A 24,280-nucleotide genomic window follows, 5' to 3' on the forward strand; every position below is an offset into this window, starting at 1 on the left:
TTTGGCGTTTAATGTTCGAGATGAGAGAGGAGGGCACTCTCCTGTAGTCAGGCCCCGGCCTCACGCCACACAAAATGACCGCCGCCAAGCTCCACGTGCTCAAGATGCGGCGCCACATAATCAAGCGACTTCACCGGACTTGGAAGCTCGCCCTCATTGGCAACAAACAACCGACGCTCACGATCCGGATCCGCAACAGGTACAGCTGACATCAGCCGACGCGTATAGCCATGCTGGGGGTTCTCAAACACCTGAGCACGCGTGCCAGTCTCAACAAAACGGCCCGCATACATAACCGCAACACGGTGACTGATCTGTTCGACGACAGCCATGTCGTGGCTGATGAAAAGATACGACACGCCCGTCTCGTTCTGGATGTCCTGCAAAAGATCCAGAACCTGCGCCTGTATCGATACGTCCAGTGCCGCAACACTCTCATCAGCAACAATCAGCTTCGGAGACAACGACAATGCACGCGCAATGCAAATACGTTGGCGCTGGCCGCCGGAGAATTCGTGCGGATAGCGCTTCATCTGATCCGCAGACATGCCGACCCGGCGGAAGAGATATTCGACACGGTCCTTTAGTTCACTACCCGATGCCAGACCATGGATGGTCAGCGGTTCGCCCACAAGGTCGCCAACCCGCATGCGCGGATCAAGCGAAGCATAGGGATCCTGAAAGATCATCTGAATGTCACGCAGTACTGGCCGCATGGCTGTGCGGCTCAAGCCCTTCGTGCTCTTGCCGTCGATGCGGATATCGCCGCTCCATGGAACCAGATTGAGCAGAGCTTTGCCCGTCGTGGACTTACCGCAGCCGGATTCACCGACAAGTGACAGTGTCTCACCGCGATTGACGGTAAAGGATACGCCCTCCACGGCATGAACGCGCCGAACAGGGCGCTGCAAGATACCGCCCTTTATGTCGAAGCGGACAACCAGATTATCGACTTCGAGAATGGGGCTCGATGGCGCAGGCGCTGGCTCGGCTTTCGGTTCGGCTGGCGCGCGTTTGGGCTTATCGGTGCCGGTCATTTCGCCGAGCCGCGGCACAGCGGCGAGCAATCGCTGCGTATATTCGTCACGAGGGTGGTGGAAGACATCGCGAAGCGGGCCTTGCTCCACTTGCTTGCCCTTGTTCATCACAAGAACATGGTCTGCCATTTCGGCGACGACGCCCATATCATGGGTGATGAGAATAACCGAGATGCCGTTCTCTGCCTGGAGCTTGCGAATGAGTGCAAGGATTTGCGACTGAACCGTCACGTCGAGCGCGGTCGTCGGCTCGTCGGCGATGAGGATTTCTGGCTTCTGGGCAAGCGCCATGGCGATCATGACACGCTGGCGCATGCCGCCGGAGAGTTCGTAAGGGTATTGCACCAGACGGCGGCTGGAGTCGGAGATTTGCACCTGATCGAGCAAGTCTTTGCAGCGCTGCTTCAGCGCCGCGCCGGACAGGCCGCCATTCGGGCCAGCTTCATTGGCGACTGCCTCCGCCAGTTGTCGCCCAACAGTCAGAACCGGGTTCAGCGAGGTCATGGGCTCCTGAAAGATCATCCCGATATGACGCCCGCGCACGCTGCGCATCTGGTTTTCGTTGAGCTTGAGAATATCGCGCCCGTTCATCATGGCGGTGCCGCCGGTGACGCGCGCCAAAGACTTGGGCAATAGCTGCATCAGCGAGAGCACGGTCATGGATTTTCCTGAACCGCTTTCGCCGGCAATACACAAGGTTTCCCCGGATTGCAGATCAAAGGAAAGTCGGTCGACGACAGTGCGTGCACCGTCGGGTGTCGCAACCTGCGTCACCAGATCTCTTACCTGCAGAAGCGGAGAAGACGTGTTCATATTTGTGCTCGCTGAGTGATGGAAGAGGGCGACCGGAGCCGCCCCCTTATGCCTTATTCGAAAACGGAACGCGGGAAGTAGAACGATACGACCCAGTTCGGCTGATCGACGATTTCGCTGATACGCAGATCACCGCAGGCCGAGCAGAGCATATAGGCATCCACCGGGTTGAGGTTCTGCGTCTGGCAAAGAAGGTCGATCATGTTGGAGAGGGCGGCTTTCGCGCCTTCCCACAGATCGGACCCGATACCGGTGGTGACTTCGTAACCCTTGGTATCGAGGTGCCGCGTCACTGGCCCCGGCGTGGTGAACCGTGGCATCTTCAGTGGCGTATCCTTGATGAGATCCAGCGTCAGAGCGACATTCATAGCGCTTTCGATGGCGGTGCCGCAGACTTCGCCGTCGCCCTGTGCCGCATGGGTATCACCAATGGAGAACAAAGCGCCTTCGACTTCGATCGGCAGATAAAGCGTGGTTCCGGCTGCAAGATCGCGAATGTCGAGATTGCCGCCGACGCGACGCGGCGGCACGACCGAATGCAGACCCTTTTCCGCCGGTGCGACGCCGATGGTTCCGGCGAACGGCTTCAGCGGAACACGGGCATGCTCTCCGAAAAGTGCTGGCTCCAGCGTTGTGGGATTGTAGTTCCACAAGGCCAGCGCCGGTTCCTTGAAGTCGTCGGCGAGAAGACCGAAGCCCGGAATATTTGCCGTCCAGCCGAAACCTGAAGGCTCAAACTGGTGAATGGTGATTTTCAGCACATCGCCCGGCTTGGCACCATCAACGAAAATGGGGCCAGTAACCGGATTGACCTTGGAAAAGTCCATCGTTGACACATCGGCGACCGTGCTGCCGCGATGATAGTGGCCTGCGCCGCTGTCCAGACATTCGAATTTCAGGGTCGAGCCGGGCGCAACCGTTTCAGCCGGCTGGAACGAGTTGTCCCAGCCGAAATGATGATGCCGACCATGAATGGTGTAATGGCAATTATTGCACATCTTTTGCATAAACCTCGTCGTAATTGACCGGGATGTGGACAGGATCGACGAAGATCGCGTCGGGACCGCCCAGACGTTCGGAGCGTACCGAGAAGCGCTCCTCGTTGAAGATCGGCGCCCATGGCGCGTCGTCCATGATCTTCAGATAAATATCGCGCCACATGGCTTCGCGTTCTTCCTTGCGGGCCGGGTCGACGATGGCGTCAGCTTCCTGCGCCTTCTTGTCCAGCTCTGCATTGCAGTACCACGACCAGTTCCAGCCGCCCTGTACCGCGCCGCTGCAACCCAGGATCGGGCCGTAGAAGTTGGACGGATCGGGGAAGTCGGCAATCCAGCCCATGCCGCCGGACCAGACCATGGGCGCGCCGTCAGGCTCGCCGCCCGCTGCGATGACATTGGCCTGCGCCAGCGACTTGATGGAAGCCTTGATGCCAATGGCGGCCAGATCCTGCTGGATGGCCTGTGCAATGCGCGGCTGCGGATCGGTATTGGCGACGAACAACTCGGTTTCGAAACCATCTGCCACACCGGCTTCGGCAAGCAGCGCCTTTGCCTTTTCAGGGTCGTAAGGATAGCCCTTATAGTCCTTGGCATAGCCCGGCATCGACGGCGGCAGCGGCTGATTGGCCGGAACGGCGCGACCGTTGATGATGCGGACGATACGGTCCTTGTTGATGGCCATGTTGACGGCCTGACGCACCTTCACATTGTCGAAAGGCTTGATCTTGACGTTCATGGTGACGTAGCCGGTGTGCAGCTGACCGCCCTGAATGATCAGGTCCTTGAACTTCGGATCTTTGGTGACTTCGATGAACTTTGCAGGCGGAATGCCGTCACCCGGAATGTCGACTTCGCCGTTCTGCAAACGCAGAAGGGCAACGACCGGTTCTTGGCCGACCTCGAAGGTGATCTGGTCGAGCTTCGGCAGCGACGGATTGTAATAATCCTTGAAACGCTCGAAGACGATGCGCTGGCCGAGCGTCCATTCGGTCATCTTGAAAGCGCCGGAACCGACCGGATGCTTGCCGAAATCTGCGCCGTATTTCTCGACTTCTTCCTTGGGCACGATATGGGCGAAATTCAGCGCCAGCACATGCAGGAAGGTTGCGTCCGGACGGCTCAGTTCGAACTTGATGGTGTAGGGATCAACCACGGTGATGCCGGAAAGCGCCTCGGCCTTGCCTGCGGATGCATCCTCAAAGCCGACGATGGAGCCGAAGAAGCCAGCGCCGGGGCTCTGGGTCTTTGGATTGACGACGCGTTCGATGGAATATTTGACGTCATCGGCGTTCAGTTCGCGACCGTTGTGGAACTTCACGCCCTTCCGCAGTTTGAAGGTGAAGGTCTTGCCGTCTTCGGAGATCGTGTAATCTTCCGCGATTTCTTTGCGCAGATTGGTGGTGCCCGGCTCGTAGTCCATCAGACCGTCGAACAGCGACTTGATCATCGACCAGTTCTGCCAGTCGTAGCCGATGGCAGGATCGAGCGTCGAGACGTCATCCTTATAGGTGACGATCATCGAGCCACCCTGCTTGATGTCGGCGGCCTGCGCGCCGAACGAGATGGCGAGGCCGAGCGCCAGCGCCGATATGCCGGATAGAAAAGTCTTTTTCATTGGTGTCCCTTTCTCTGGAGTCTTTTGGTTTCACCGCAGCTTGATGCGCGGATCGATCAGTGGAGTGATGAGGTCGGCGATGAGATTGCCGAGAACAATGGCGAAAGCCGAGACGATCGTGACGCCCATGATGATGGGAATATCGACGCGCTGGATTGCCTGCCAGGCAAGCTGACCGATGCCGGGCCAGCCAAACACGCTTTCAACGACGACAATGCCCGACATGAACAGGCCGATGTCGATGCCGATCATCGCGATGATTGGCAGGATGGCGTTGGGCATGGCGTGACGCAGCAGGATCTTCCAGCGTGCCAGCCCCTTGGCGCGGGCGGTGCGGATATAATCCTGACGAAGAACGTCGAGCAGCGAGGAACGCATCATGCGCGAATACCAGCCTGCGCCCAGAAGACCGAGCGTCAGGGAGGGCAGAACGAGATGCATGAACGTTCCGTAGCCGCCAATCGGGAACCAGCCGAGCTTAACCGCAAACACGTAGAGCATCAGAATGCCGATGACGAATTGCGGGGCCGAAACGCCGACGAATGAAAAGATCATCAAGGCGTTGTCGGTGCGGCTGCCGCGCCGGGTGGCCGCGATGACGCCCATGGTGAGACCGATGGCGAGTTCCGAGAAGATGGCTCCGGCCATCAGCAGAAGGCTTGCGGGCAGGCGTGACCAGATCAGCGACGCCACTTCGGTTTTCTGAAGATAGGAGCGTCCGAGATCTCCCTGAATGAGCCCCTTCAGATAGCGCAGATATTGCTCATAGAATGGCAGGTTGAGGCCAAGCTGCTCGCGAATATTCTCGACCGTTTGTGCTGTCGCGCTGCGCCCGGCAATCTGGCGCGCCGGATCGGCTGGCACCAGATAAAGCAGGATGAAGGTCACAAAGCTGATGCCGATCAGGATCATCACAGTCTGGATGAGGCGGCGGGCGATATAGGCGAGCATCAGTGGTGTCCCTGCTGGGTTGGGTCGAGCACATCGCGCAAGGCATCACCGACGAGGTTGAAGGCCAGCGCCAGCAACAGGATTGCCGCGCCCGGAATGAAGACGAGCCAGGGTGCGCTCGTGAAATAGGTCTGGTTTTCGAAGATGATATTGCCCCAGGAGGCTGTTGGCGGTTGCACGCCAATGCCAAGGAAGGACAGCGTCGCCTCCAGAAGAACGGTGGTGGCGATGCCAAGCGTGGCCCAGACGATCATCGTGGAAAAGAGATGCGGCAGGATATGCTTGAGGATGATGCGGGGTGCACCCGCACCCATTGCGCGCTCGGCCTCGATGAAATCGCGTTCCGAGAGAGACCGGGTTTCCGTATAGAGCACGCGCGCAATCTGAACCCAGTTGACCATGGCGATCACCATCGCGACGATCCAGAGGCTCGGCTTGAAGATTGCGGCGAGCACAATGGCCAGCAGCAAAGCGGGGAAGGCCATCATCAGATCGGTAAATCGCATCAGCACGGTTTCCACCCAGCCACGGAAATATCCGGCGCAAATGCCGACAGTCGAGCCGATGAGCACCGCGATACCATTGGCCACCACGCCGATGATCAACGATGTCTGCGCGCCATAGATCAGGCGGGAGAACAGATCGCGTCCGACGAGATCGGTGCCGAACCAGAATTTCAGGTTGGGCGCGAGCGGCGCGCCTTCCAGCGTCAGGCCGTCGAAGAACTGTTCGTTGGGATCGAAGGGAACGATCCACGGCGCGAAGAGCGCGGCTGCGACAGTGACGACGATGACCACAAGGCCGAATGCGGCCAGCGGTCGGCGGATGATGCGGCCAAGAACGCCGCGTTCGGCTTTTTTCTGGCCGACCGGAAGAGTGTCAAGCGCGCTCACGATCGTTCCCTGTCTGCTTTTCGTTCAGAAAGCGTCGGGCAAAGGCCTCAACACTGATGCGCTCCGCCATCGCGGCAAGGCGCAGTTTCTGATAGGCTTGTCTGGCGGAAATATTGTCTGCGAACATCAGGATCGCGGTTGCCTGTGCAATGGCTTCGCGCCCGGCAAGGCTTTCGCGCAGTTCGCCGATTTCGGTTGCCAGCGCGTGGCGACGCTGGAAATTATGCATGGCGATGACCAGAGCGCTATAGACGCCCGCATTGCCGATTGGCTTCAAAAGCTGTGCATCCGCGCCCTGATTGAGCGCCCAGCCGATCCGGCCCGGCGCTTCCGAGCCGATCAGGGCAACTGTGGGCACGGGGGCCTGCTGTGGCGGCCACGGAAACTGCTCGTCATATCCCATATCGACATCGAAGAAGACGACGTTGAACCGGGAGATGTCGGCGTGCTCAGGCAGGTCCGGCCAGCATTCCACGGCGTCAACGCCGATGCGGCGCAACTGCTGCACAATTGCATCGACATTGGTGTGGCGGCGATGGACGATCAGCGCGGTCCAGTTTTCGAATGCGCCCCAACTGGCGACGGTGAAGGCCGGGTCTGTCATGGTCATTTGACGAGCCTCAGAAAGCCGGGCTGCTGGCCCGGATTGGCGGATGTTTGAAGATGCGTTCGCGCCATGAACGGGTCCGGCTGAATGGCGACCTCGGCTTCATGCACGATTTCAAAGCTGCAATCTTGTCTGGCCCGTCCGATATGGGCGGGCAGGGCGATATGGTTTGTCCGCGGTTCGACCAGCACATCGCCGAGCGGCGTGCTGGTGGTGTGCGTCTGGACTGCGGCAAGCACTTTTTCGACATCGTCGGTGCCTGCCCGTTCAATGCCGGCGGCGATCATCAGAACACTAGAATAGGCTTGGGCGAATATGGCCGAAAGGCTGCCGTCGAAGCCATTACTTCTGACGGCTTCCAGAAAGGTGCGATTGGTTTCGCCCGGCAGTGTGCGGAAATAGCAGCTTACGCTGTAATTGCCCTCGGCGGCATTGCCGACATGCTCCAGCTCGCTCTCATAGAGATTGCAGCTCAGAACGGGCCTGACATTGGTGCGGAAATCGCTGTTTCTGCGGCCCAGTTCCGCATAGGCGCGCAGGAACGTATAGGACGATTCACCGATCAGATTGTTGAGGATGAAGTCGGGCTTCTTGCTTTCGATTTCCCGGATGAGATGGTCGATGTCCGTGTCGCCGATGGCGATGGCGCGCTCACCGAGAACTTCGCCGCCAGCTGCATTCAGCATTTCGCGGGCGAGGCGGTTGGTTTCCCAGCCCCAGATATAGTTCGAACCGAGCAATATGGCGCGATTGCCAAAGCGGGGCACAATGAAGTCGATCAGCGGCACAAGATGCTGGTTGGCGCAGGCTGCCGCATAAACGACGCGGTCGCTCGCTTCGAAGCCTTCATAAACGCAGGGATACCAGAGCAGTGCATCGCGCTTTTCGACGACGGGAATAACTTCCTTGCGGCTCCAGGATGTGGTGCAGCCGACGATGTGTTTAACGCCCTGTTGCGAAATCAGTTCTTCGCTCAGCGGCGCGTAACGGTCGGGATTGCCGCTCGGATCGGCAATCAGCGGAACGAGATTGAACGGAAGGTCCCGATCATTGACGGCTTTGATCGCTGCCATAGCTCCGCAATAGCCCTCATAGCCCAGTTTTTGATAAGGACCGGAGTGCGAAAACAGAACGCCGACAGGAATGTCTTTTTTGTTGCTTTGAGACATGCGAAAAGCCAAACACAAAAACCCCTCCGGAATTTTTAGATTCCGAGAAGGGCCCAAATGCCAAATAAGAATTTAGCCCGGAAATTACTGAATTCGGAGCATTTCCGTCAAGCTATTTCTTTTTGCTGTTATTTTGAGCAACATTATTATTTTTTATGCAAATGCATATGAAGGAATATTGTTTCTCGCGGTGCCATCCGCCCGGTTCTCAGGCAAGGCTCCCACACACGCAGTTTTGCCTTGTTCGACGGGGGTGAACCGCGATAAGCCGCTGACAGATAAATAGCACCGTTTGACGGGACACATAGCATGACGACGCAGACCACCAGCCACGGCCTCAATGACCTATCCTCACTCGTTCAGCAGCTCTCGGACAAGGTGGAGCCGGATCTGATCGAGATCCGCCGTGACATTCACGCCCATCCCGAAACCGGCTTCGATGTGGAGCGGACGGCTGGTGTGGTGGCGCGCGAGCTGGATCGTCTCGGCATCGAGCATCAGACCGGCATTGGCCGCACAGGGGTTGTGGGGTTGATCAAGGGCGGGCGTCCGGGGCCGACGCTGGTTATCCGTGCCGACATGGATGCGCTGCCCATTGAGGAGCAGACCGGCCTGCCTTTTGCCAGCACCCATCAGGGCAAGATGCACGCCTGCGGTCACGATCTCCACACGGCGATGCTGATCGGTATTGGCAGCGTGCTCAAGGAAATCGCCCCGCGCCTGAGCGGCAATGTGAAGCTGATGTTCCAGCCCGCCGAGGAAACGCTGGAAAGCGGCGCCCGCGCCATGATTGCGGATGGTATTCTGGACGGTGTCGACTACGCGCTCGGCTTTCATAACCAGCCTGAAGAACCGACCGGCACTTTCACCTTTGTGGAAGGCGTGGCCAATGGTTCGTCGGACGAGTTCGACATCACTGTTCATGCGGCTTCCGGCCATGCGGCCCGCCCGCATCAGGCCGTTGATCCGATTGTCGCGACGGCACAGCTGATCAACCAGTTGCAGACGGTCGTATCGCGCGAGGTCGACCCGATGCACACGGCTGTACTGACAATCGGTTCGATCCATGGCGGTCACACCCATAACATCATCCCGGATGCGGTGACGCTGATGGGCACCGTCCGTTGTCAGGATGCCGCGACACGCGATGTGGTCGAGGCTGCGGTTCGCCGCATCTGTGCCGGGCTTGAAGCGTCCATGCGGGTGCGCTGCGAAATCAATTATGTGCGCGGTGTGCCCTCAATGGTATCCGATCCCTATCTGATCGAGACAACGGGTGCCGCCATTCGCGAGCACTACGGCGACGTTTATTTCAAGCGCGGCGGCAGCCTTGGCTCGGAAGATTTTGCTCTGGTGGCCGAGAAGGTGCCGTCGTTCCAGCTGGGCGTCGGCGCATCGCAGGAAGGCCGCAACGACAAGCTGCACAATTCCGATTATCAGCCGGACGAACGCTCGATTGCAAATGGTGTCGTTGCGTTGTCGCTGGCGGCGATCCGCATTCTTTCCTGATATAAAAAAGGCGGCTGAAAAGCCGCCTTTTTCTTTTGAACCTAGAGCATTTCCAGCAAAAGTGCGTAGCGCCTACGCGGGAAAATCAGTTCACTGGACTGATTTTTGATCCCGCTTCGATGCGTAGGATAATACGTAAAAACAAATAAATAGAGCGGTTCCACGATTCCGTTTTAACCGGAACCGCTCTAGACGCGAACTTACGCGCAGAGATATTTGCTCGACAATGCGTGGATGTGGTTGGTGCCGATGCCGCAGCAACCGCCGATAATGCCTGCGCCATTCTTCACCCAGCGCTGCGCCCAGACGCCATAGGCATCCGGATCGAGATCGGCGCGTACTTCCGTAACGGTTGCATTGGCTTCTTCGTCGCCCTGCTGCGACGGGAAGGCATTGGCATAAACGCCGACAGGAATATCTTTGCCGAGTTCGTCGAAAACTTTTTTCGCAGCCAGAATGGCGGCGTCCATGACTTCCGGCATGGCGCAATTGAACAGCAGCGCTTCCGCGCCGATTTCTGCGGCCAGGCGCGCACCTTCGGCAACGGTTTCACCCGAACGAAGCTGGGCTTCGCCCATATCTTCCGGCGCAACATCATCGCGCAGCGTATAGGAAACCCAAAGCGGCTTGCCGGTGCTGCGGGTGGCCTCATGGGCAGCTTTCACTTCGGCGAGGCTGCTTTGGGTTTCGGCAAGCCAGAGGTCGACCGATGGCGCAAGACCGTCAACCAGAACGCCAAGCAATTCGCCCGCACGGGCCGGATCGAACAGGTCCGGCTGGTAAGAGCCGAAGACCGGCGGCAGCGAACCGGCAACCTTCACATCGCGGTCGGACGCATCGGCGGCTTCGCGGGCAATGGTGCCGGAAAGGGCTGCGAGCTTGTGACCATCCGCGGCAAAGCGCTCTTCGCCGATATGGAACGGCACGACCGCATAGCTGTTGGTGGTGATGACATCGGCGCCAGCGGCAATATAGCCGTCATGCACTTCGCGCACGAATTGCGGGCCTTCCATCAGGGCAAGCGCCGACCATTCCGGCTGGCGGAACGGTGCGCCGACGCGCTCCAGTTCGCGGCCCATGCCGCCGTCGAGAATGATTGCCCCGGTGCGCGCGTTGTTGGTCATGAGGTCTTGTCCTTTCAGATATTGTCCTGTGCTGTGCTGGCGCGTGCGGCAATGATGCCGTCGAGCCAGCCGGGTTCCATTTGCGGAACAGAAGCCAGAAGTCTGGCCGTATAGTCGTCGAAGGGCGGCGTCAGCACGCTGGCCTTCGGGCCATAGCGCACCACCCGCCCGCGATGCATGACCGCAATGGTGTCAGCGATGGCGCGCACGATGGCCAGATCGTGCGTCACAAAGAGATAGGATGTCCCGGTCTCGTTTTGCACCCTGCGCAAGAGATCAAGAATACCTTCGGCCACCAGCGGATCGAGCGCCGAAGTGGGCTCGTCGCAAAGCAGCAGCTTTGGCCGCGCGGCAAGCGCGCGCGCAATGCAAACGCGCTGTTTCTGGCCGCCGGAAAGTTCAGCCGGATAGCGCTCCAGCACGGTCTGCGGCAGTTCAATGCGATCCATCAGTTCGGCCACGGCCTTGCGCCGGTCTGCACGACCCATGCCGAAATAAAACTGCAACGGTCGTCCGACGATATCGGCGATGGTGCGACGGGGATTGAGCGCCAGATCGGGCAACTGGCTGATCATCTGGATATTGCGCAGCGTTTCCTTCGACCGGCCTTCAAGGCGTGGCGACAGAAGGGCTCCGTCAAAGCGAATCTCACCGGCGGTTGGCGGCAGAAGCCCGCAAACCACGCGGGCCAGCGTCGATTTGCCGGAACCCGACTCGCCGACAATGGCAAGTGTGCGACCCTTTTCCAGTTCAAGCGAAATGTCGCTCAGAACCGGATTGGCGGGGTCATAGGCAGCGCTGATCTTGCTGACGGTCAGGAGCGGCTCAGCGGTGTGCTGTTTGCCTTCCACTTCCTTCTGGCGCACGGCAACAAGCTGGCGCGTATAATCTTCGCGCGGCGCGTCGAATATCTGGCGAACAGGCCCCTGTTCGACCATGCGACCATGACGCAACACCATGATGTCGTCGGCGATCTGGGCGACGACCGCGAGGTCGTGCGAGATATAAAGCGCTGCCGTGCCGGTGGTTTCGATGGCCTTTTTGATCGCGATCAGCACTTCGATCTGGGTGGTCACGTCGAGCGCGGTGGTCGGTTCGTCGAATACCACGAGATCGGGCTTCGGGCACAGCGCCATGGCCGTCATGGCGCGCTGCAACTGACCGCCCGATACCTGATGCGGATAACGCTCGCCGAAATGCTCCGGGTCAGGCAGGCCGAGCATGGTGAAGAGTTCTATCGCGCGCTTTCTGGCTTCAGCGCGCTTCATCAGACCGTGCCAGACAGTGGCTTCGATCACCTGATCGATCAGGCGATGGGCGGGGTTGAAGGCAGCGGCTGCCGATTGCGCCACATAGGCGACATGGCTACCGCGCATTGCTTGCATGTCCTTGCGTGACAGCGACAGGATGTTGCTGCCATCAAGGGTCACGGTGCCGCCGGTAATCTGCAAGCCGCCGCGTGCATGCCCGAGGGCTGCAAGACCGATGGTCGATTTGCCCGCGCCGGATTCGCCGATAAGGCCAAGAACACGACCTTTGGCAAGGGTCAGGTCGATCTTGTCGACGACAATGCCGTCATCGGAACGGATTTCCAGACCGGTGATTTTCAGCAAGGGTTCAGCCCCAGTCTCAACCATTGTCCTGCGCACCCCGCTTCAGGCTCGATGTGCGCTGCAAAACCCAATCGACAACGAAATTGACGCTGATCGCCAGGGCGGCAATGGTGCCGCCGGGAATAAGCGCGGCGAAGACGCCGAACATCAGCCCGTCCTTATTGTCTTTCACCAGACTGCCCCAATCGGCCACTGGCGGTTGCACGCCAAGCCCGAGGAAAGACAGGGTGGAGAGGAACAGGATTGCGAAGACGAAACGCAGACCGAATTCGGCCAGCAGCGGCGACAATGCGTTGGGCAGGATTTCGTTGAAGATGATCCAGCCTTTGCTCTCGCCACGCAGACGGGCGATCTCGACATAGTCCAGCACCACCACATCCGAAGCGATGGCGCGGCTGACGCGGAAAACGCGGGTCGCTTCCAGCACGGCCATGACGGCGATAAGCACGAACACGCTTTTCGGCAAAACGGCGAGCACCACCAGCGCGAAGATCAGCGTTGGGATCGCCATGAGCAGATCGTTGGTGCGCGACAGAAGCTGGTCCGGCCAGCCCCTGGAGAGCGCAGCAAGAAAGCCAAGCGGCACGCCGATTGCAAAAGCGGCGATGGTGGAGGCCGCGGCAATCGACAGCGTCAGCCGTGTGCCCCAGATAACGCGGGACAGAAGATCGCGACCGATATTGTCCGTGCCGAGCAGAGCTTGCGGTGAGGGACCTTGCCAGACAGCGCCCACCACTTCCGAAATCGGATGCGGCGCCAGAAAATCTGCGAAAATGGCGACGAACAGGAAGAAGGCGATACCGCCGAAACCGATGATCGCCAGCAGGGCTGAAGATTGCTTGCGCTTTTTCATCGCGGGTGCCTCAACCGTGGATTCGTCAGGATCACAATGACGTCGGCGATGATGTTGAGGCCGATATAGACGGCGGCAAAGATCAGACCGCAGGCCTGCACCACCGGCACGTCACGCTTGGCGACGTGATCGACCATATATTGCCCCATGCCGGGATAAACGAAGATCACTTCGACCACCACGACACCGACCACCAGATAAGCGAGGTTCAGCGCAATGACATTGATGACCGGCGACAGCGCATTGGGCAAGGCGTGTTTCAAAAGGATGCGCCAGCGCGGCAGGCCTTTGAGCTGTGCAGTCTCGATATAGGGCGACGACATGACGGAAAGCAGCGAGGCGCGCGTCATCCGCACCATATGACCGGTGACGGCAATCACCAGCGTCATGCAGGGCAGGGCCACAGCCGTCAGGCGCTGCCAGCCGCTCATCGACGACGTGACGAGCGCGCTCGATGGCAGCAGACCGAGCGAAATCGCCAGATAGGCGATCAGAATATAGGCCACGAAAAATTCCGGCAGCGATATGGTGGCGAGCGTTGCCACGGCTATGCCCCGGTCTATCACCGTACCGGCATAAAGAACGGAAATGATACCGAGCACCAGCGCCAGCGGTATGGCGAACAGCGCCGACATGGCAGCAAGATAGAGCGTGTTCGACAGGCGCGGCGCAATGCTTTTGGCGATGTCCTGCCGGTTGGAATAGCTGCGGCCAAGATCGCCTTGTACGGCATTGACCAGCCATTCGGAATAGCGCTGGATTGCCGGTCGCTCGAGGCCCAGTTCCTTGCGGATGCTCTCGACGGCCTGCGGGGTCGCCTGCTGGCCGAGCATCGCGGTTGCCACGTCGCCGGGCAGGATTTGTGTGCCTGCAAAAATGACCACTGATATCGCCCAGAGCAACACGATGCCAAGCAGAATGCGGCGCACGATCAGCCCGAGAAGCGAGTTGCTGCGCAGAAAACCACCAGAACGTTTGCGTGAGGAAGGCCTATAGGCTCCCGCGACGGCGGCTTGCGCGTCGATATCGGGTCGCTCTGTCGGCATGTCTGTCATTCGTGGCTCAGTGTTGGGGCGTCGATCTGCCCCGGAGAAAACCTTGCGGCAAAAGGGTTGCCCGGTTTGGGACCTGCAACGTGTTAATGGTTCACCGCGCCGCTGCCAAGTCCTGTTTGGACCTCACATCGATTTTCTATAAGTTTGCTTCCGGTTCGGAATGCGTCTCAAGGACAAGCAGGGGGATAAAAAGCAAAAATCCCGGACGAAGCCGGGATTTTGATAGTGCCTGCTGGAAACTGGAGCGGGCGAAGGGATTCGAACCCTCGACCCCAACCTTGGCAAGGTTGTGCTCTACCCCTGAGCTACACCCGCTCGCGCCAGTTTCGACCTGAAAACGTTTCCGAAGGAAGTCGTTTCCGTCAGGCAGGCGGTATATGAACCAACGCATTGCAGATTGCAACAGGCAAAACGAGCCTTTCGATGGAAAATTTTTCATCGCTGTGGATGAATGAAATCATGCCCCCACACGACCGGCGCTGAGGCGTGAAAAGCTGATTACCGATGCAAACAGCGCAAAGCCCGAAGCGATGAACAGAATATAGGGCGTGCCTTCCACACCCCATTGCGACAGCAGGAAAGCCACGAAGGCTGCACCCAGCGACTGGCCGAGCAGGCGGGCGGTGCCGAGCATACCGCTTGCAGCGCCAGAACGGGCACGCGGTGTCGAGGTGATCATCATGCGGTTATTCGGCGCCTGAAACAGGCCGAAGCCGATGCCGCAAATGGCCATGCGCCAGCAAATATCGCCAATCGTTGGATGGGCGGGCAACATGCCGACCAGTGCCAGCCCGGCGGCAAAGGTGATGAGGCCGAGCAGGCCCAGAATCGCCGGGGAATGTTTATCCGAAAGCTTGCCGGACAAAGGCGCAACCAATGCCAGCGCAATCGGCCATGGCATCATGAGAAAGCCGACCTCGATCGGCTTGAAACCAAACACGGTCTGAAACAGGAATGGCAGCGAGATGAAGGCCATCATCTGCGCCAGAAACGACATGATCGATGTGCAGATCGAGAGTGTGAATACGGGAATACGCAGCAGATCGAGTGGCAAGAGAGGATCTGAGGTGCGCAGCGAGCGGCGTGTCAAAAGGATGCCCGCCACGAGACACGCGACAGCTTGCAGCACGACAACAGTTTTACTGATTTCGTTACCTGCGCTGTCGATGGTCGTGATCAGAAGGCCGATGGTCAAAGCGCTGAGGATGGCGCTGACGACATCGAACTTGCGCGCCGAGCGCTCGTTTTCCGGCAGGGTCCGGATGCCCATCGCAACCGCTGCGATACCGAGCGGGATATTGATGACGAACAGCCAGGGCCAGGTCAGCGAGGACAGGATGACACCTGCAAGCGTCGGTCCAATGGTCGAAGAAACCGCGACAAAGAGGGCATTTAGGCCGATGGCCGTGCCGAATTTTGCCTGCGGAACTGTATAGCGTAACAGCGCAGTGTTGACGCTCATCAGCCCTGCTGCGCCCAATCCCTGCACGATACGCGCAAGGGTCAGCGTTTCGAGCGAGCGCGCGAAGACGCAAGCCACCGATGCGACCGTAAACAGTGCAACGCCCGCCAGATAGATGCGGCGATAGCCGTAGATTTCGCCAAGCGCTGCCAGCGGCAACAGGCTGATGACGATGGCGAGCTGGTAGCCGTTGACGATCCAGATCGAGGCGGCGGGACCGGCGGCAAAATCGGCGGCGATTGTCGGCAAGGCGACATTGGCAATGGTGCCGTCGATGACGGCAAGCGTCAAACCGACCATCAAGGTAGCCCATGCCCAATAGATTCTCGGCTTGGGCAATCCGTCCGGTGCGACGGACGTGCCTTGCTTGATGACGGTTTCGTGCTTCATGTCATTGACCAGTCTGAGGGATGGCAGCAACCTTAACCCGATTGGGAAGGTGAGCAAGCTATCTAACTCAAAATTGCCCGCCGAACACCGTTTTTGCCCGATAAATTGATCGGGTAACGCTATTGTGTGCCGTTTGCGGGCGAAACGGGCAGGTTCATCACCCGCGCATAGTGGCGGGGGTTGAAACTGAGATAGAGCGGGCAGATCGCCGCGACCAGTACAAGATGCATGATCCAGCCCGCTGCAAAGCCGCCGGTGATACTATGGAGAAGCGCGGTTGCCACAGGCCCAAGTGCTGCAATCAGAAAACCGCCGCCCTGCATCATGGCGGCCAGAGCGCCTGCTTCATCCGGTTTCGGCAAATGGTCCAGCGAGGTGATCATCGCAAGCGCGAAACTGCCGCCGAGACCAGCGCCGCAGATCGCCGACCACAGAACGGGCGAGATATCGGGCGCGAAGGCAAGCCCGGCAAATCCGACAGCCTGCATCAACAGGCTGAACAGCAGCCACGGGCGGCGGTCGACGCTGCGTCTTGCGAGCATGGGCAGTCCAAAGGCGCTCAACGCCTGCGCAATCGCCATGGTGGCGACAAGGCTGCCTGTCGCCGAGGCGCCAAGCCCCAGCGTCTGATAATAAGGTGCAAGCCATGCGACCATCGAGGAATAACCGGCGTTGACGAGACCGAATGCAGCCATCAGCGCCCATGTGCGCGGACGCCGCAGCAGTGTGGCTGTGATGCCCGACTTTCGGCTTGATGCTTTCGTTGCGCTTGGGCCGTCTTTCAGGATTGCTACGGCTGCGACCAGCGCGAGTATGGCGGGAATGGCCAGCAAAGAGAGCGCATAGCGCCAGTTATGGGCCGCACCGGCAAACCATGGTGCCAGTCGCGCGCCGAGCGCGCCGCCGCCCATGATCGTTGCGGAATAAAGCCCGGTGATTGTGGCGATGGACGACGGAAATCTGGCCTTGATGAGGCCGGGCATCAGCGCCTGTATCATGGCAACGCCAGCGCCGCAGAGAATGGCCGTGATGATCAGCGACAGGCCGTCCGGCACGATACCGCGCAGGGCCGATCCGGCTGCAAGGATTGCAAGTGCTGCAAACATGCTGCGGCGTGTGCCGAAAAGCGACTGGATGCGCGGGGCGACGAAAGCGCCAAGCCCCATCAGCAGCATGGGCAGAAAGGTCAGCAGCGAAAGCGCACCGAAACCCATGCCGGTATCGGCGGCAATATCTGACAGAACCGGCCCCGGTCCCGTCAGGAAAGGCCGCAAGTTGAGGCCGATCAGGGCGACGAGCGTGACAAGAGCAATGGGTGCGGTCTGGTTGCCGCCGGTGCTGGCATGGTTGTTCTGCATGGTGAGACTTTATTGTGTGCCGCTGCGATCCTGCCATGCGCGAAGGAGGCGCTCGCCTTCTTCCGATGGATAATGTTCAAAGCGGATACCGGTCTGCGCGCTGACGGGCTTGGCCAGCTCAGCGGCGATTTTGGCGGTGGAAAGGCCATAGGGTTCGGCCTGTTCGTTGGAATTGGCGAACAGGATCTTGTCGACGCCCGCCATGCGCATGGCCGCAAAGCACATCGGGCAGGGCTGGCCGCTGGCATAGACGGCGCAACCGTCGAGACGCGGCGATTGCAGGGCCTTACCCGCTGCACGCAGCGCCAGCAATTCGGCATGGGCGGTCGGGTCGCATTCGGCCTGCATGCGGTTGACGCCGATGGCAATGACGTCTCCGTCCTTGACCACCACCGCGCCGAACGGACGCCCGCCCTGTTCGATATTGTCGAAGGCAAGCGCTATGGCCTGATCGAGAAAGGCGCGGTCGGTGCTCATTTCGCGCCTGCCTTTTCAAGAAGGGCGACCATTGGCGCAAAGCCGCGCTGGCGCGCATGCTGCAATGGCGTCACGCCGTCCTTGTCGGCAAGGTTTACATCGGCACCGGCATCGATCAACTGCCTGACGATTTCAACATGGCGTTCGCCGCCATCGCCCAGAATGACGGCTTCCAGCAAGGCGGTCCAGTGAAGCTTGTTGACGTGATCGACATTCACGCCTGCCGCGATCAGCGTGCGCACCGTCTCGACATGGCCGCGCTCGGAAGCCGGGATCAGCGCCGTTCCGCCATAACGGTTGGTGCTTTTCAGGTCCGCGCCATGGGCCAGCGTCAGTTTCAGGATTTCGAGATGGCCGCGCGCGCCCGCATAAAGATAGGGGCTGTCATGGATCGCGTCCTTGGCATTCACATTCGCACCCGCCTCGATCAAGGCGCGCGCAACATCGATGTGATTGGCGTGGGTCGCGGCGAGCAGGGCCGTTTCGCCATTTTTGCCGCGTGCTTCAAGATCGGCTCCGGCCTTGATGGCGGCATTCACGGCGGCGAGGTTGCCGCTGCTGGCTGCTTCGATAAGGCCGGTTGCGGTTTGTGCGATGGCCTGATGGCCGGGCAAGGTGGGTTCGCTCATGACAATCGCTCCTGCAATCAATGCCAAGGCACTCAAGCTGAATAGTGTTCGGCGCATTTGCGGCCCTCCTTGGTTGATCGTTTTCATACAGCCTGGCCGTTATATTTGAAAATTAAATGTTGAACTGATATTCAGTGGATTTATGAATACTATGTTCAATCTCGATTTGATGCGGGCCTTCGTCACCGTTGTCGACAGCCGCAGCTTCACGGTTGCGGCGCAGCAATTGCATTCGACGCAGTCGACCATCAGTCAGAAAATATTGCGGCTGGAAGAGGTGGCGGGGCAGGCCTTGCTGGAGCGGGCGCGCCGCGATGTGCGGCCCACCGATGCCGGGGAAAAGCTGCTTGGCTATGCGCGGCGCATGCTGCATCTGCATGACGAAGCTGCCGCGGCCATGACCGGCAGCGCGCTTGCGACGGTGTTTCGTCTGGGGCTGCCGGAAGATTTCGCGTCGCGGTTGGTCACGCCTGCCTTGGCCGCTTTCATGCGGGAGCATCCGAATATCAAACTGGAAGTGACAAGCGGTCTCAGCCGCGACTTGCAGAAAGGTTTTGAGACGGGTGATTTCGATCTCGTGATGGTCAAGCAAAAGCGCGGCGAGACGGTCGGCAAAATGCGCTGGCCCGAGCCCTTGACCTGGCTTGAAAGTGCGGATTTTCCGGTGTCTTCGATGTCGCGGCTTGAACCCCTGCCGCTGGTCGCCTTTCCGCCGAACGGGCTTTATCGCAGCGACATGATGGAGGTGCTCGACCGGATCGGCAGGCCGTGGCATGTGGTGTTCACCAGTTCCAGTCTGGTGAGCATTCAAAGCGCCGTTGCGGAGGGGCTTGGCGTCAGCCTGTTGCCGACGCGCGTTATATTGCCCACCCACCGCGCCGTACCGGAGCTTGCGGGCCTGCCTGCGGTCGAGCCGATGGAAATCGTCATCCGGCACATGGATCATGGCCCCGAACAGATCAGGCAACTGGCGGGGATACTGGCCGAAACCGTCGAAAACTGATGATCACCATTCGAAGCGGGATCGGAAACGTTTCGTCCTCCGGAATGATCCTTACTTTCTGTCTGCCTTTCCCAAAATGATCGGTCGTCAACAGGCTTTCATCTTTTCAGAAAAGTCGCCGAAAATCGGATTGACCGATTTTGTATCCAGGATATAGTTTGAGAAAAGTTGGGAGGCTTTTCGATTGTCGGCTTATGAATGGCGTAGTCAGACCCGGTTGCTGGACGAAGTGGCAGAGGCGCTTCGGGAGCGAATCTATGCGGGCGTTTATGCGCCGGGCGCGATCCTCCGGCAGGAGCATATCGCCACCGAATTCGGCATCAGCCGCACGCCTTTGCGTGAAGCCTTGCGTGTTCTGGAACGTGACGGGCTGGTCATCCATCTGCCGGGCCGGGGGGTGCGTGTCGCCTCCGCCGATCTCACCCGCCTGATCGATGCCTATGCCGTGCGTGAAGTGCTGGACGGTGTGGCTGCGCGCTTTGCCGCCGAGCGGGCGAGCGATGCGGATATCGCCAGATTGCGCACGCATGTTGCGGGCCAGTCGGCAGTGGTCGATCTGTGGGATCCCAAAGCCTACACCCAGTCCAATGTCGATTTTCATATGGCGGTGATGAACACCGCAGGCAATGCCTCGCTGATTGCCTTCGTGCCGCTGTTGCGCATGACATCGCAGGTTTTTGCGCCGTCCTTTTCGCTGTCGGTAGACCGTGCGCGCGACGCCATCCGCGAACATGGCGCTATCGTTGAGGCCATTGCCGCGCGCGATGGTGAACAGGCTGAGCGGCTGGCGCGGGCGCATATCCGCGCCACCACGGCAAGATTGGAGGCGGAACAGCCTCTTCGGGAGAATGAAGATGAAGCATGAGAACCAGACGGGAGGAGCGGGCTTGCTCCGTTATGGCAATTTCATCGCGGGTCAGTGGCAGGATGCGGCTGGCGGCGAGCATATCACCCTCAAGAACCCTTCCGATGGCAGCGATCTGGCGCTGATCGCGCGCGGCGCCAAGGCCGATATCGATCAGGCTGTGGCGGCCGCCCGCAAGTCGCTTTCCGGTGATTGGGGCAAGCTGACCGCAACCGAACGTGGCCGTGTGCTGCATCGCGTTTCGGAAGAGGTGTTGAAGAACATCGATCTCCTGACCGATCTGGAATCGAAGGATGTCGGCAAGCCGGTCGGCCAAGCCCGCGCCGATGTGGTGGCGCTGGCGCGTTATCTCGAATTTTACGGCGCATCCGCCGACAAGGTGCATGGCGACACGCTGCCCTATCAGAACGGCTTTACGGTTCTGTCGATCTATGAGCCGCATGGCGTCACGGGCCATATCATTCCGTGGAACTATCCGATGCAGATTCTGGGTCGCAGCCTCGGCGCAGCACTGGCTATGGGCAATGCAGCCGTGGTCAAGCCTGCCGAAGAAGCCTGCCTGACCATTCTCGAATTTGCGCGTATTGCCGAAAAAGCTGGTCTGCCGGTCGGCGCGCTCAATGTCGTCACCGGGCTTGGCGCGGAAGCCGGTGCCGCACTTTCCGAACATCCCGATGTCAACCACATCTCGTTCACGGGGTCGGTGCGCACGGGTGAAGCGGTACAAGCCGCAGCGGCAAAGAACACGGTGCCGGTGACGCTGGAACTTGGCGGAAAATCGCCGCAGATCGTTTTCGCCGATGCCGATCTCGACCGCGCTTTGCCGTTTCTGGTCAATGCGGGCATTCAGAATGCCGGTCAGACATGCTCGGCTTCGTCGCGCATTCTCGTTGAGCGCAGCATTTATGAAGATGTCGTCGCGCGCATGAGCGAACGCTACCGCGCGTTGAAAGTTGGCCCGGCCAGCGCCGATCCGTCGGTCGGTCCGGTGGTGTCACAGCGCCAGAAGGCGATTGTTGAAAGCTATCTCGATCTGGCGAAGGAAAGCGGGCTGGCCATTGCCGCGCAAGGTGTGCTGACCGAAGACGCGCCGGAAGGCGGGGCCTATGTGCTGCCGACGCTGATCCGCGACGTACCTGCCGATCATCGTCTGGCGCAGGAGGAAATCTTTGGCCCGGTGCAGGTTATCCTGCCTTTCGACACGGAAGAAGAAGCCATCGCGATTGCCAATGGGACGTCATACGGCCTCGTCTGCGGCATCTGGACCAATGATGGCGGACGTCAGTTCCGCCTGGCGCGGGCCATCCATTCCGGGCAGGTCTTCATCAATAACTACGGCGCTGGCGGCGGTATCGAATTGCCGTTCGGCGGCGTGAAGAAATCCGGCCATGGCCGCGAAAAGGGTTTTGAGGCGCTTTACGGGTTTGCCTCGCTGAAGACCATCTCGGTCTGGCACGGATAAAACAGCATTTTCAGGGAAGCGGGAACCGGTTTCCCGTCTGAAAATGCGATGAAAATAGCATTTGGGAGAATTGCAGTGTCGCTTGAAGGTAAGGTCGCGCTCATCACGGGAGCAGGTTCGGGGTTTGGCGAAGGCATGGCAAAGCGCTTTGCTGACGGCGGCGCAAAGGTCGTCATTGTTGACCGCGACAAGGCAGGCGCTGAGCGCGTCGCAGGCGAAATCGGCGATGCAGCGCTGGCCGTGGCTGCCGATATTTCCAGGGAAGTCGATGTTGATGCAGCGGTGGAAGCTGCTTTGTCGAAATTCGGCAAGGTCGATATTCTGATCAACAATGCCGGCATCGGTCACAAGCCGCAAAACGCCGAGCTGGTGGAGCCGGAAGAGTTCGATCGCATTCTCGGCGTCAATGTGCGTGGCGTCTATCTGATGACGCGCAAGCTCATTCCGCACATGAAAAAGAATGGCGAAGGCGTCATTCTGAACGTCGCTTCGACTGGCGCTGGTCGCCCGCGTCCGAACCTTGCCTGGTACAATGCCACCAAGGGCTGGGTTGTTTCGGTGACGAAGGCGCTCGCCATTGAACTCGCACCGTCGAAAATCCGCGTTGTGGCGCTGAACCCGGTTGCCGGTGAAACGCCGCTTCTCACCACATTCATGGGTGAGGACACCGAAGAAATTCGCAAGAAGTTCCGCGATTCCATCCCGATGGGCCGCCTGTTGAAACCTGATGATCTGGCTGAAGCGGCGGCTTTCCTTTGCTCGCCTGCTGCCTCTATGATTACGGGGGTTGCGCTCGACGTGGATGGCGGGCGTTCGATTTAAATCAAAAGGGATAAGGGGAGCCCATGGGTAACTTACTGAAAGCCGGGCTTATAACGGCTGCGATGCTGGCATCGATCAACGGTGCTTTTGCGAAGGACACGCTGGTGGTCGGCGAAGTGCTGGAGCCTCCGGGTCTGGACCCGACCGCCAATGCCGCCGCCGGTATCCGGCAGGTTACCTATGCCAACCTTTATGAAGGTCTGGTGCGCATAGTCGAAGACGGCACAGTGAAGCCGCTTCTGGCTGAAAGCTGGACCGTTTCCGACGACAAGAAGACCTATACGTTCAAGCTGCGTCAGGGCGTGAAGTTTCACGACGGCACGCCGTTCGACTGCTCGGTGGTGAAATTCTCCTATGAGCGCGCTGTCGCTCCGGATTCCACCAATGCGCAGAAGGGCCTGTTTGCGCCGATTGAAAGCACGCAATGCCCAGACCCGGCGACAGCCGTTGTCTCGCTGAAGCGCCCGACCTCGAACTTCCTGTTCAATATGGGCTGGGGCGATGCGGTGATGGTCGCGCCGAATTCGGCTGGCGACAACAAGACCAAGCCGGTTGGCACGGGTCCGTTCAAGTTCAAGCGCTGGGTGCAGGGTGACCGCGTCGAGCTGGAACGCAATGCGGATTATTGGGGTGAGCCTGCAAAGCTCTCTGCCGTCACGTTCCGTTTCGTCAGCGATCCGTCGGCTGCAGCCGCCGCCATCCTTGCGGGTGACATTGACGTATTCCCGATGTTCCAGGCCCCGGAGCTGATCAGCCGCTTCAAGAGCGACGACAAGTTGCAGGTCGAAGTTGGCGATACGGCAGGCAAGGTCATCCTGTCGCTGAACAACGCCAAAGCGCCTTTCGACAATGTGAAGGTGCGTCAGGCGCTGGCCCATGCCATCGACAGCAAGGCGCTGATCGAAGGCACCTATTCGGGCTTCGGCACGCCAATCGGTTCGCATTATTCGCCGGTCGATCCGGGCTATGTCGATCTCTCGCAGACCTATCCGTATGATCCGGCCAAGGCCAAGCAGCTTCTGGAAGAGGCGGGTGTACCGGCAGGCACATCGATCACCATCACGCTTCCGCCGCCCGCCTATGCACGTCGCGGCGGCGAGATCATCGCGGCGATGCTGGCCGAGGTCGGCATTCAGGTCAATCTCGTGCCGATCGAGTTTGCGCAGTGGCTGGATCAGGTGTTCAAGCGGTCGGATTTCGACGCGACGATCATCGCCCACACCGAAGCGCGCGATCTCGATATCTATGCCCGCGACAAATACTACTTCAACTATAACAGCCCGGATTATAAGGCGCTCTACAAGGCCTATGCCGAGGCTGGCAGCGACGAGGAACAGCTGGAACTCGTCAAGAAGTTGCAGGAAAAACTGGCCGCCGACGAACCGAATGTCTTCCTCTATGCGCTGCCGAAAATCGGCGTCTGGAACAAAAACGTCAAGGGTCTGTGGAAGAACATGCCGATCCCGGCTGATGATCTGACCCAGGCTTACTGGGCCGAATAAAAACCTCCGCCCCGGCGCTTTGGCAAAGGGGCGGCGAACAACAAGAATGGCCGTGCGCTCCATAAACATAAGG

General features: G+C 59.3%; 21 protein-coding genes and 1 tRNA gene. 6 read left to right on the plus strand and 16 right to left on the minus strand.

Annotated features, from left to right (window positions below):
• Positions 1-47 precede the first annotated feature (47 nt).
• From QBD01_RS24165 to QBD01_RS24195, 7 genes are read right to left on the minus strand one after another with little or no spacing between them, the layout of a single operon-like run.
• Entirely contained in the window at positions 48-1,850 is a 1,803-nt protein-coding gene (locus QBD01_RS24165; protein WP_280994869.1) for an ABC transporter ATP-binding protein, read from the minus strand.
• Positions 1,851-1,903: 53 nt separating this feature from the next.
• A complete protein-coding gene (locus tag QBD01_RS24170) occupies positions 1,904-2,848 on the minus strand; it encodes an acetamidase/formamidase family protein (protein ID WP_112592762.1) in 945 nt (314 codons plus the stop codon).
• Positions 2,838-4,463, minus strand: a complete 1,626-nt coding sequence (locus QBD01_RS24175; RefSeq protein ID WP_280994870.1) for an ABC transporter substrate-binding protein — start codon at positions 4,461-4,463, stop codon at positions 2,838-2,840. The genes QBD01_RS24170 and QBD01_RS24175 overlap by 11 nt, the downstream gene beginning before the upstream one ends.
• A gap of 30 nt (positions 4,464-4,493) precedes the next feature.
• Complete coding sequence (locus QBD01_RS24180; protein ID WP_280994871.1) at positions 4,494-5,414, minus strand: ABC transporter permease; 921 nt, start codon at positions 5,412-5,414, stop codon at positions 4,494-4,496.
• Positions 5,414-6,244, minus strand: coding sequence for an ABC transporter permease (locus QBD01_RS24185; RefSeq protein WP_371830809.1), 831 nt, complete (start codon positions 6,242-6,244; stop codon positions 5,414-5,416). Before QBD01_RS24185 ends, QBD01_RS24180 begins: the two co-directional genes overlap by 1 nt.
• Before the next feature lie 49 nt (positions 6,245-6,293).
• Positions 6,294-6,911, minus strand: a complete 618-nt coding sequence (locus QBD01_RS24190) for an ANTAR domain-containing response regulator (RefSeq protein WP_078339954.1) — start codon at positions 6,909-6,911, stop codon at positions 6,294-6,296.
• A 2-nt stretch (positions 6,912-6,913) separates the two neighbouring features.
• A complete protein-coding gene (locus QBD01_RS24195; RefSeq protein WP_280994872.1) occupies positions 6,914-8,083 on the minus strand; it encodes a transporter substrate-binding domain-containing protein in 1,170 nt (389 codons plus the stop codon).
• Positions 8,084-8,392: 309 nt separating this feature from the next.
• Here QBD01_RS24195 and QBD01_RS24200 point away from each other — a divergent pair, with 309 nt between their 5' ends.
• Entirely contained in the window at positions 8,393-9,592 is a 1,200-nt protein-coding gene (locus QBD01_RS24200) for a M20 family metallopeptidase (RefSeq protein WP_280994873.1), read from the plus strand.
• Positions 9,593-9,792: 200 nt separating this feature from the next.
• Here the strand turns inward: QBD01_RS24200 and QBD01_RS24205 are convergent, their stop codons facing one another.
• The 9 genes from QBD01_RS24205 to QBD01_RS24245 all read right to left on the minus strand — a co-directional run bounded on the left by QBD01_RS24205 (position 9,793) and on the right by QBD01_RS24245 (position 18,553).
• Entirely contained in the window at positions 9,793-10,716 is a 924-nt protein-coding gene (locus tag QBD01_RS24205) for a homocysteine S-methyltransferase family protein (protein ID WP_280994874.1), read from the minus strand.
• A gap of 14 nt (positions 10,717-10,730) precedes the next feature.
• Complete coding sequence (locus QBD01_RS24210; protein WP_280994875.1) at positions 10,731-12,353, minus strand: ABC transporter ATP-binding protein; 1,623 nt, start codon at positions 12,351-12,353, stop codon at positions 10,731-10,733.
• Positions 12,346-13,182 carry an ABC transporter permease gene (locus tag QBD01_RS24215; RefSeq protein WP_280994876.1) on the minus strand — a complete coding sequence of 279 codons (837 nt, stop codon included), beginning with the start codon at positions 13,180-13,182 and terminating at the stop codon, positions 12,346-12,348. The genes QBD01_RS24210 and QBD01_RS24215 overlap by 8 nt, the downstream gene beginning before the upstream one ends.
• On the minus strand, positions 13,179-14,228 hold the full coding sequence (locus tag QBD01_RS24220; RefSeq protein ID WP_392391473.1) for an ABC transporter permease: 1,050 nt from the start codon (positions 14,226-14,228) through the stop codon (positions 13,179-13,181). Before QBD01_RS24220 ends, QBD01_RS24215 begins: the two co-directional genes overlap by 4 nt.
• Positions 14,229-14,477: 249 nt before the next feature.
• A tRNA-Gly gene (locus QBD01_RS24225) sits at positions 14,478-14,552 on the minus strand.
• Between the two features lie 142 nt (positions 14,553-14,694).
• Entirely contained in the window at positions 14,695-16,089 is a 1,395-nt protein-coding gene (locus tag QBD01_RS24230; RefSeq protein WP_280994878.1) for an MFS transporter, read from the minus strand.
• 119 nt (positions 16,090-16,208) lie between these two features.
• Positions 16,209-17,447, minus strand: a complete 1,239-nt coding sequence (locus QBD01_RS24235) for a cyanate transporter (protein ID WP_280994879.1) — start codon at positions 17,445-17,447, stop codon at positions 16,209-16,211.
• 9 nt (positions 17,448-17,456) lie between these two features.
• A complete protein-coding gene (locus QBD01_RS24240; RefSeq protein WP_280994880.1) occupies positions 17,457-17,924 on the minus strand; it encodes a nucleoside deaminase in 468 nt (155 codons plus the stop codon).
• A complete protein-coding gene (locus tag QBD01_RS24245) occupies positions 17,921-18,553 on the minus strand; it encodes an ankyrin repeat domain-containing protein (RefSeq protein WP_280994881.1) in 633 nt (210 codons plus the stop codon). Before QBD01_RS24245 ends, QBD01_RS24240 begins: the two co-directional genes overlap by 4 nt.
• Positions 18,554-18,704: 151 nt before the next feature.
• Between QBD01_RS24245 and QBD01_RS24250 the strand changes: the two genes are divergently transcribed.
• The 5 genes from QBD01_RS24250 (at position 18,705) to QBD01_RS24270 (ending at position 24,207) form a co-directional block, all read left to right on the plus strand.
• Complete coding sequence (locus tag QBD01_RS24250; protein WP_280994882.1) at positions 18,705-19,556, plus strand: LysR family transcriptional regulator; 852 nt, start codon at positions 18,705-18,707, stop codon at positions 19,554-19,556.
• A 184-nt stretch (positions 19,557-19,740) separates the two neighbouring features.
• Positions 19,741-20,421: a GntR family transcriptional regulator gene (locus QBD01_RS24255; protein WP_280994883.1), complete on the plus strand. Its 681-nt coding sequence runs from the start codon at positions 19,741-19,743 to the stop codon at positions 20,419-20,421.
• On the plus strand, positions 20,411-21,883 hold the full coding sequence (locus tag QBD01_RS24260) for an aldehyde dehydrogenase family protein (RefSeq protein WP_280994884.1): 1,473 nt from the start codon (positions 20,411-20,413) through the stop codon (positions 21,881-21,883). Before QBD01_RS24255 ends, QBD01_RS24260 begins: the two co-directional genes overlap by 11 nt.
• Positions 21,884-21,958: 75 nt before the next feature.
• The gene (locus QBD01_RS24265) at positions 21,959-22,705 is read left to right on the plus strand and encodes an SDR family oxidoreductase (protein ID WP_280994885.1); all 747 of its coding nucleotides are present in this window, start codon (positions 21,959-21,961) and stop codon (positions 22,703-22,705) included.
• A 23-nt stretch (positions 22,706-22,728) separates the two neighbouring features.
• Entirely contained in the window at positions 22,729-24,207 is a 1,479-nt protein-coding gene (locus QBD01_RS24270; protein ID WP_280994886.1) for an ABC transporter substrate-binding protein, read from the plus strand.
• The last annotated feature ends 73 nt before the right edge of the window (positions 24,208-24,280 follow it).

Source organism: Ochrobactrum sp. 19YEA23, from assembly GCF_029909865.1.
Lineage (GTDB): Bacteria > Pseudomonadota > Alphaproteobacteria > Rhizobiales > Rhizobiaceae > Brucella > Brucella gambitense.

Coding starts and splice junctions, on each gene's coding strand:
- QBD01_RS24190 (WP_078339954.1), bottom strand. CDS start 6,911: ATGACAGACCCGGCCTTCACCGTCGCCAGTTGGGGCGCATTCGAAAAC.
- QBD01_RS24170 (WP_112592762.1), bottom strand. CDS start 2,848: ATGTGCAATAATTGCCATTACACCATTCATGGTCGGCATCATCATTTC.
- QBD01_RS24260 (WP_280994884.1), top strand. CDS start 20,411: ATGAAGCATGAGAACCAGACGGGAGGAGCGGGCTTGCTCCGTTATGGC.
- QBD01_RS24250 (WP_280994882.1), top strand. CDS start 18,705: ATGTTCAATCTCGATTTGATGCGGGCCTTCGTCACCGTTGTCGACAGC.
- QBD01_RS24235 (WP_280994879.1), bottom strand. CDS start 17,447: ATGCAGAACAACCATGCCAGCACCGGCGGCAACCAGACCGCACCCATT.
- QBD01_RS24270 (WP_280994886.1), top strand. CDS start 22,729: ATGGGTAACTTACTGAAAGCCGGGCTTATAACGGCTGCGATGCTGGCA.
- QBD01_RS24230 (WP_280994878.1), bottom strand. CDS start 16,089: ATGAAGCACGAAACCGTCATCAAGCAAGGCACGTCCGTCGCACCGGAC.
- QBD01_RS24180 (WP_280994871.1), bottom strand. CDS start 5,414: ATGCTCGCCTATATCGCCCGCCGCCTCATCCAGACTGTGATGATCCTG.
- QBD01_RS24210 (WP_280994875.1), bottom strand. CDS start 12,353: ATGGTTGAGACTGGGGCTGAACCCTTGCTGAAAATCACCGGTCTGGAA.
- QBD01_RS24220 (WP_392391473.1), bottom strand. CDS start 14,228: ATGCCGACAGAGCGACCCGATATCGACGCGCAAGCCGCCGTCGCGGGA.
- QBD01_RS24205 (WP_280994874.1), bottom strand. CDS start 10,716: ATGACCAACAACGCGCGCACCGGGGCAATCATTCTCGACGGCGGCATG.
- QBD01_RS24240 (WP_280994880.1), bottom strand. CDS start 17,924: ATGAGCACCGACCGCGCCTTTCTCGATCAGGCCATAGCGCTTGCCTTC.
- QBD01_RS24200 (WP_280994873.1), top strand. CDS start 8,393: ATGACGACGCAGACCACCAGCCACGGCCTCAATGACCTATCCTCACTC.
- QBD01_RS24165 (WP_280994869.1), bottom strand. CDS start 1,850: ATGAACACGTCTTCTCCGCTTCTGCAGGTAAGAGATCTGGTGACGCAG.
- QBD01_RS24245 (WP_280994881.1), bottom strand. CDS start 18,553: ATGAGCGAACCCACCTTGCCCGGCCATCAGGCCATCGCACAAACCGCA.
- QBD01_RS24175 (WP_280994870.1), bottom strand. CDS start 4,463: ATGAAAAAGACTTTTCTATCCGGCATATCGGCGCTGGCGCTCGGCCTC.
- QBD01_RS24215 (WP_280994876.1), bottom strand. CDS start 13,182: ATGAAAAAGCGCAAGCAATCTTCAGCCCTGCTGGCGATCATCGGTTTC.
- QBD01_RS24195 (WP_280994872.1), bottom strand. CDS start 8,083: ATGTCTCAAAGCAACAAAAAAGACATTCCTGTCGGCGTTCTGTTTTCG.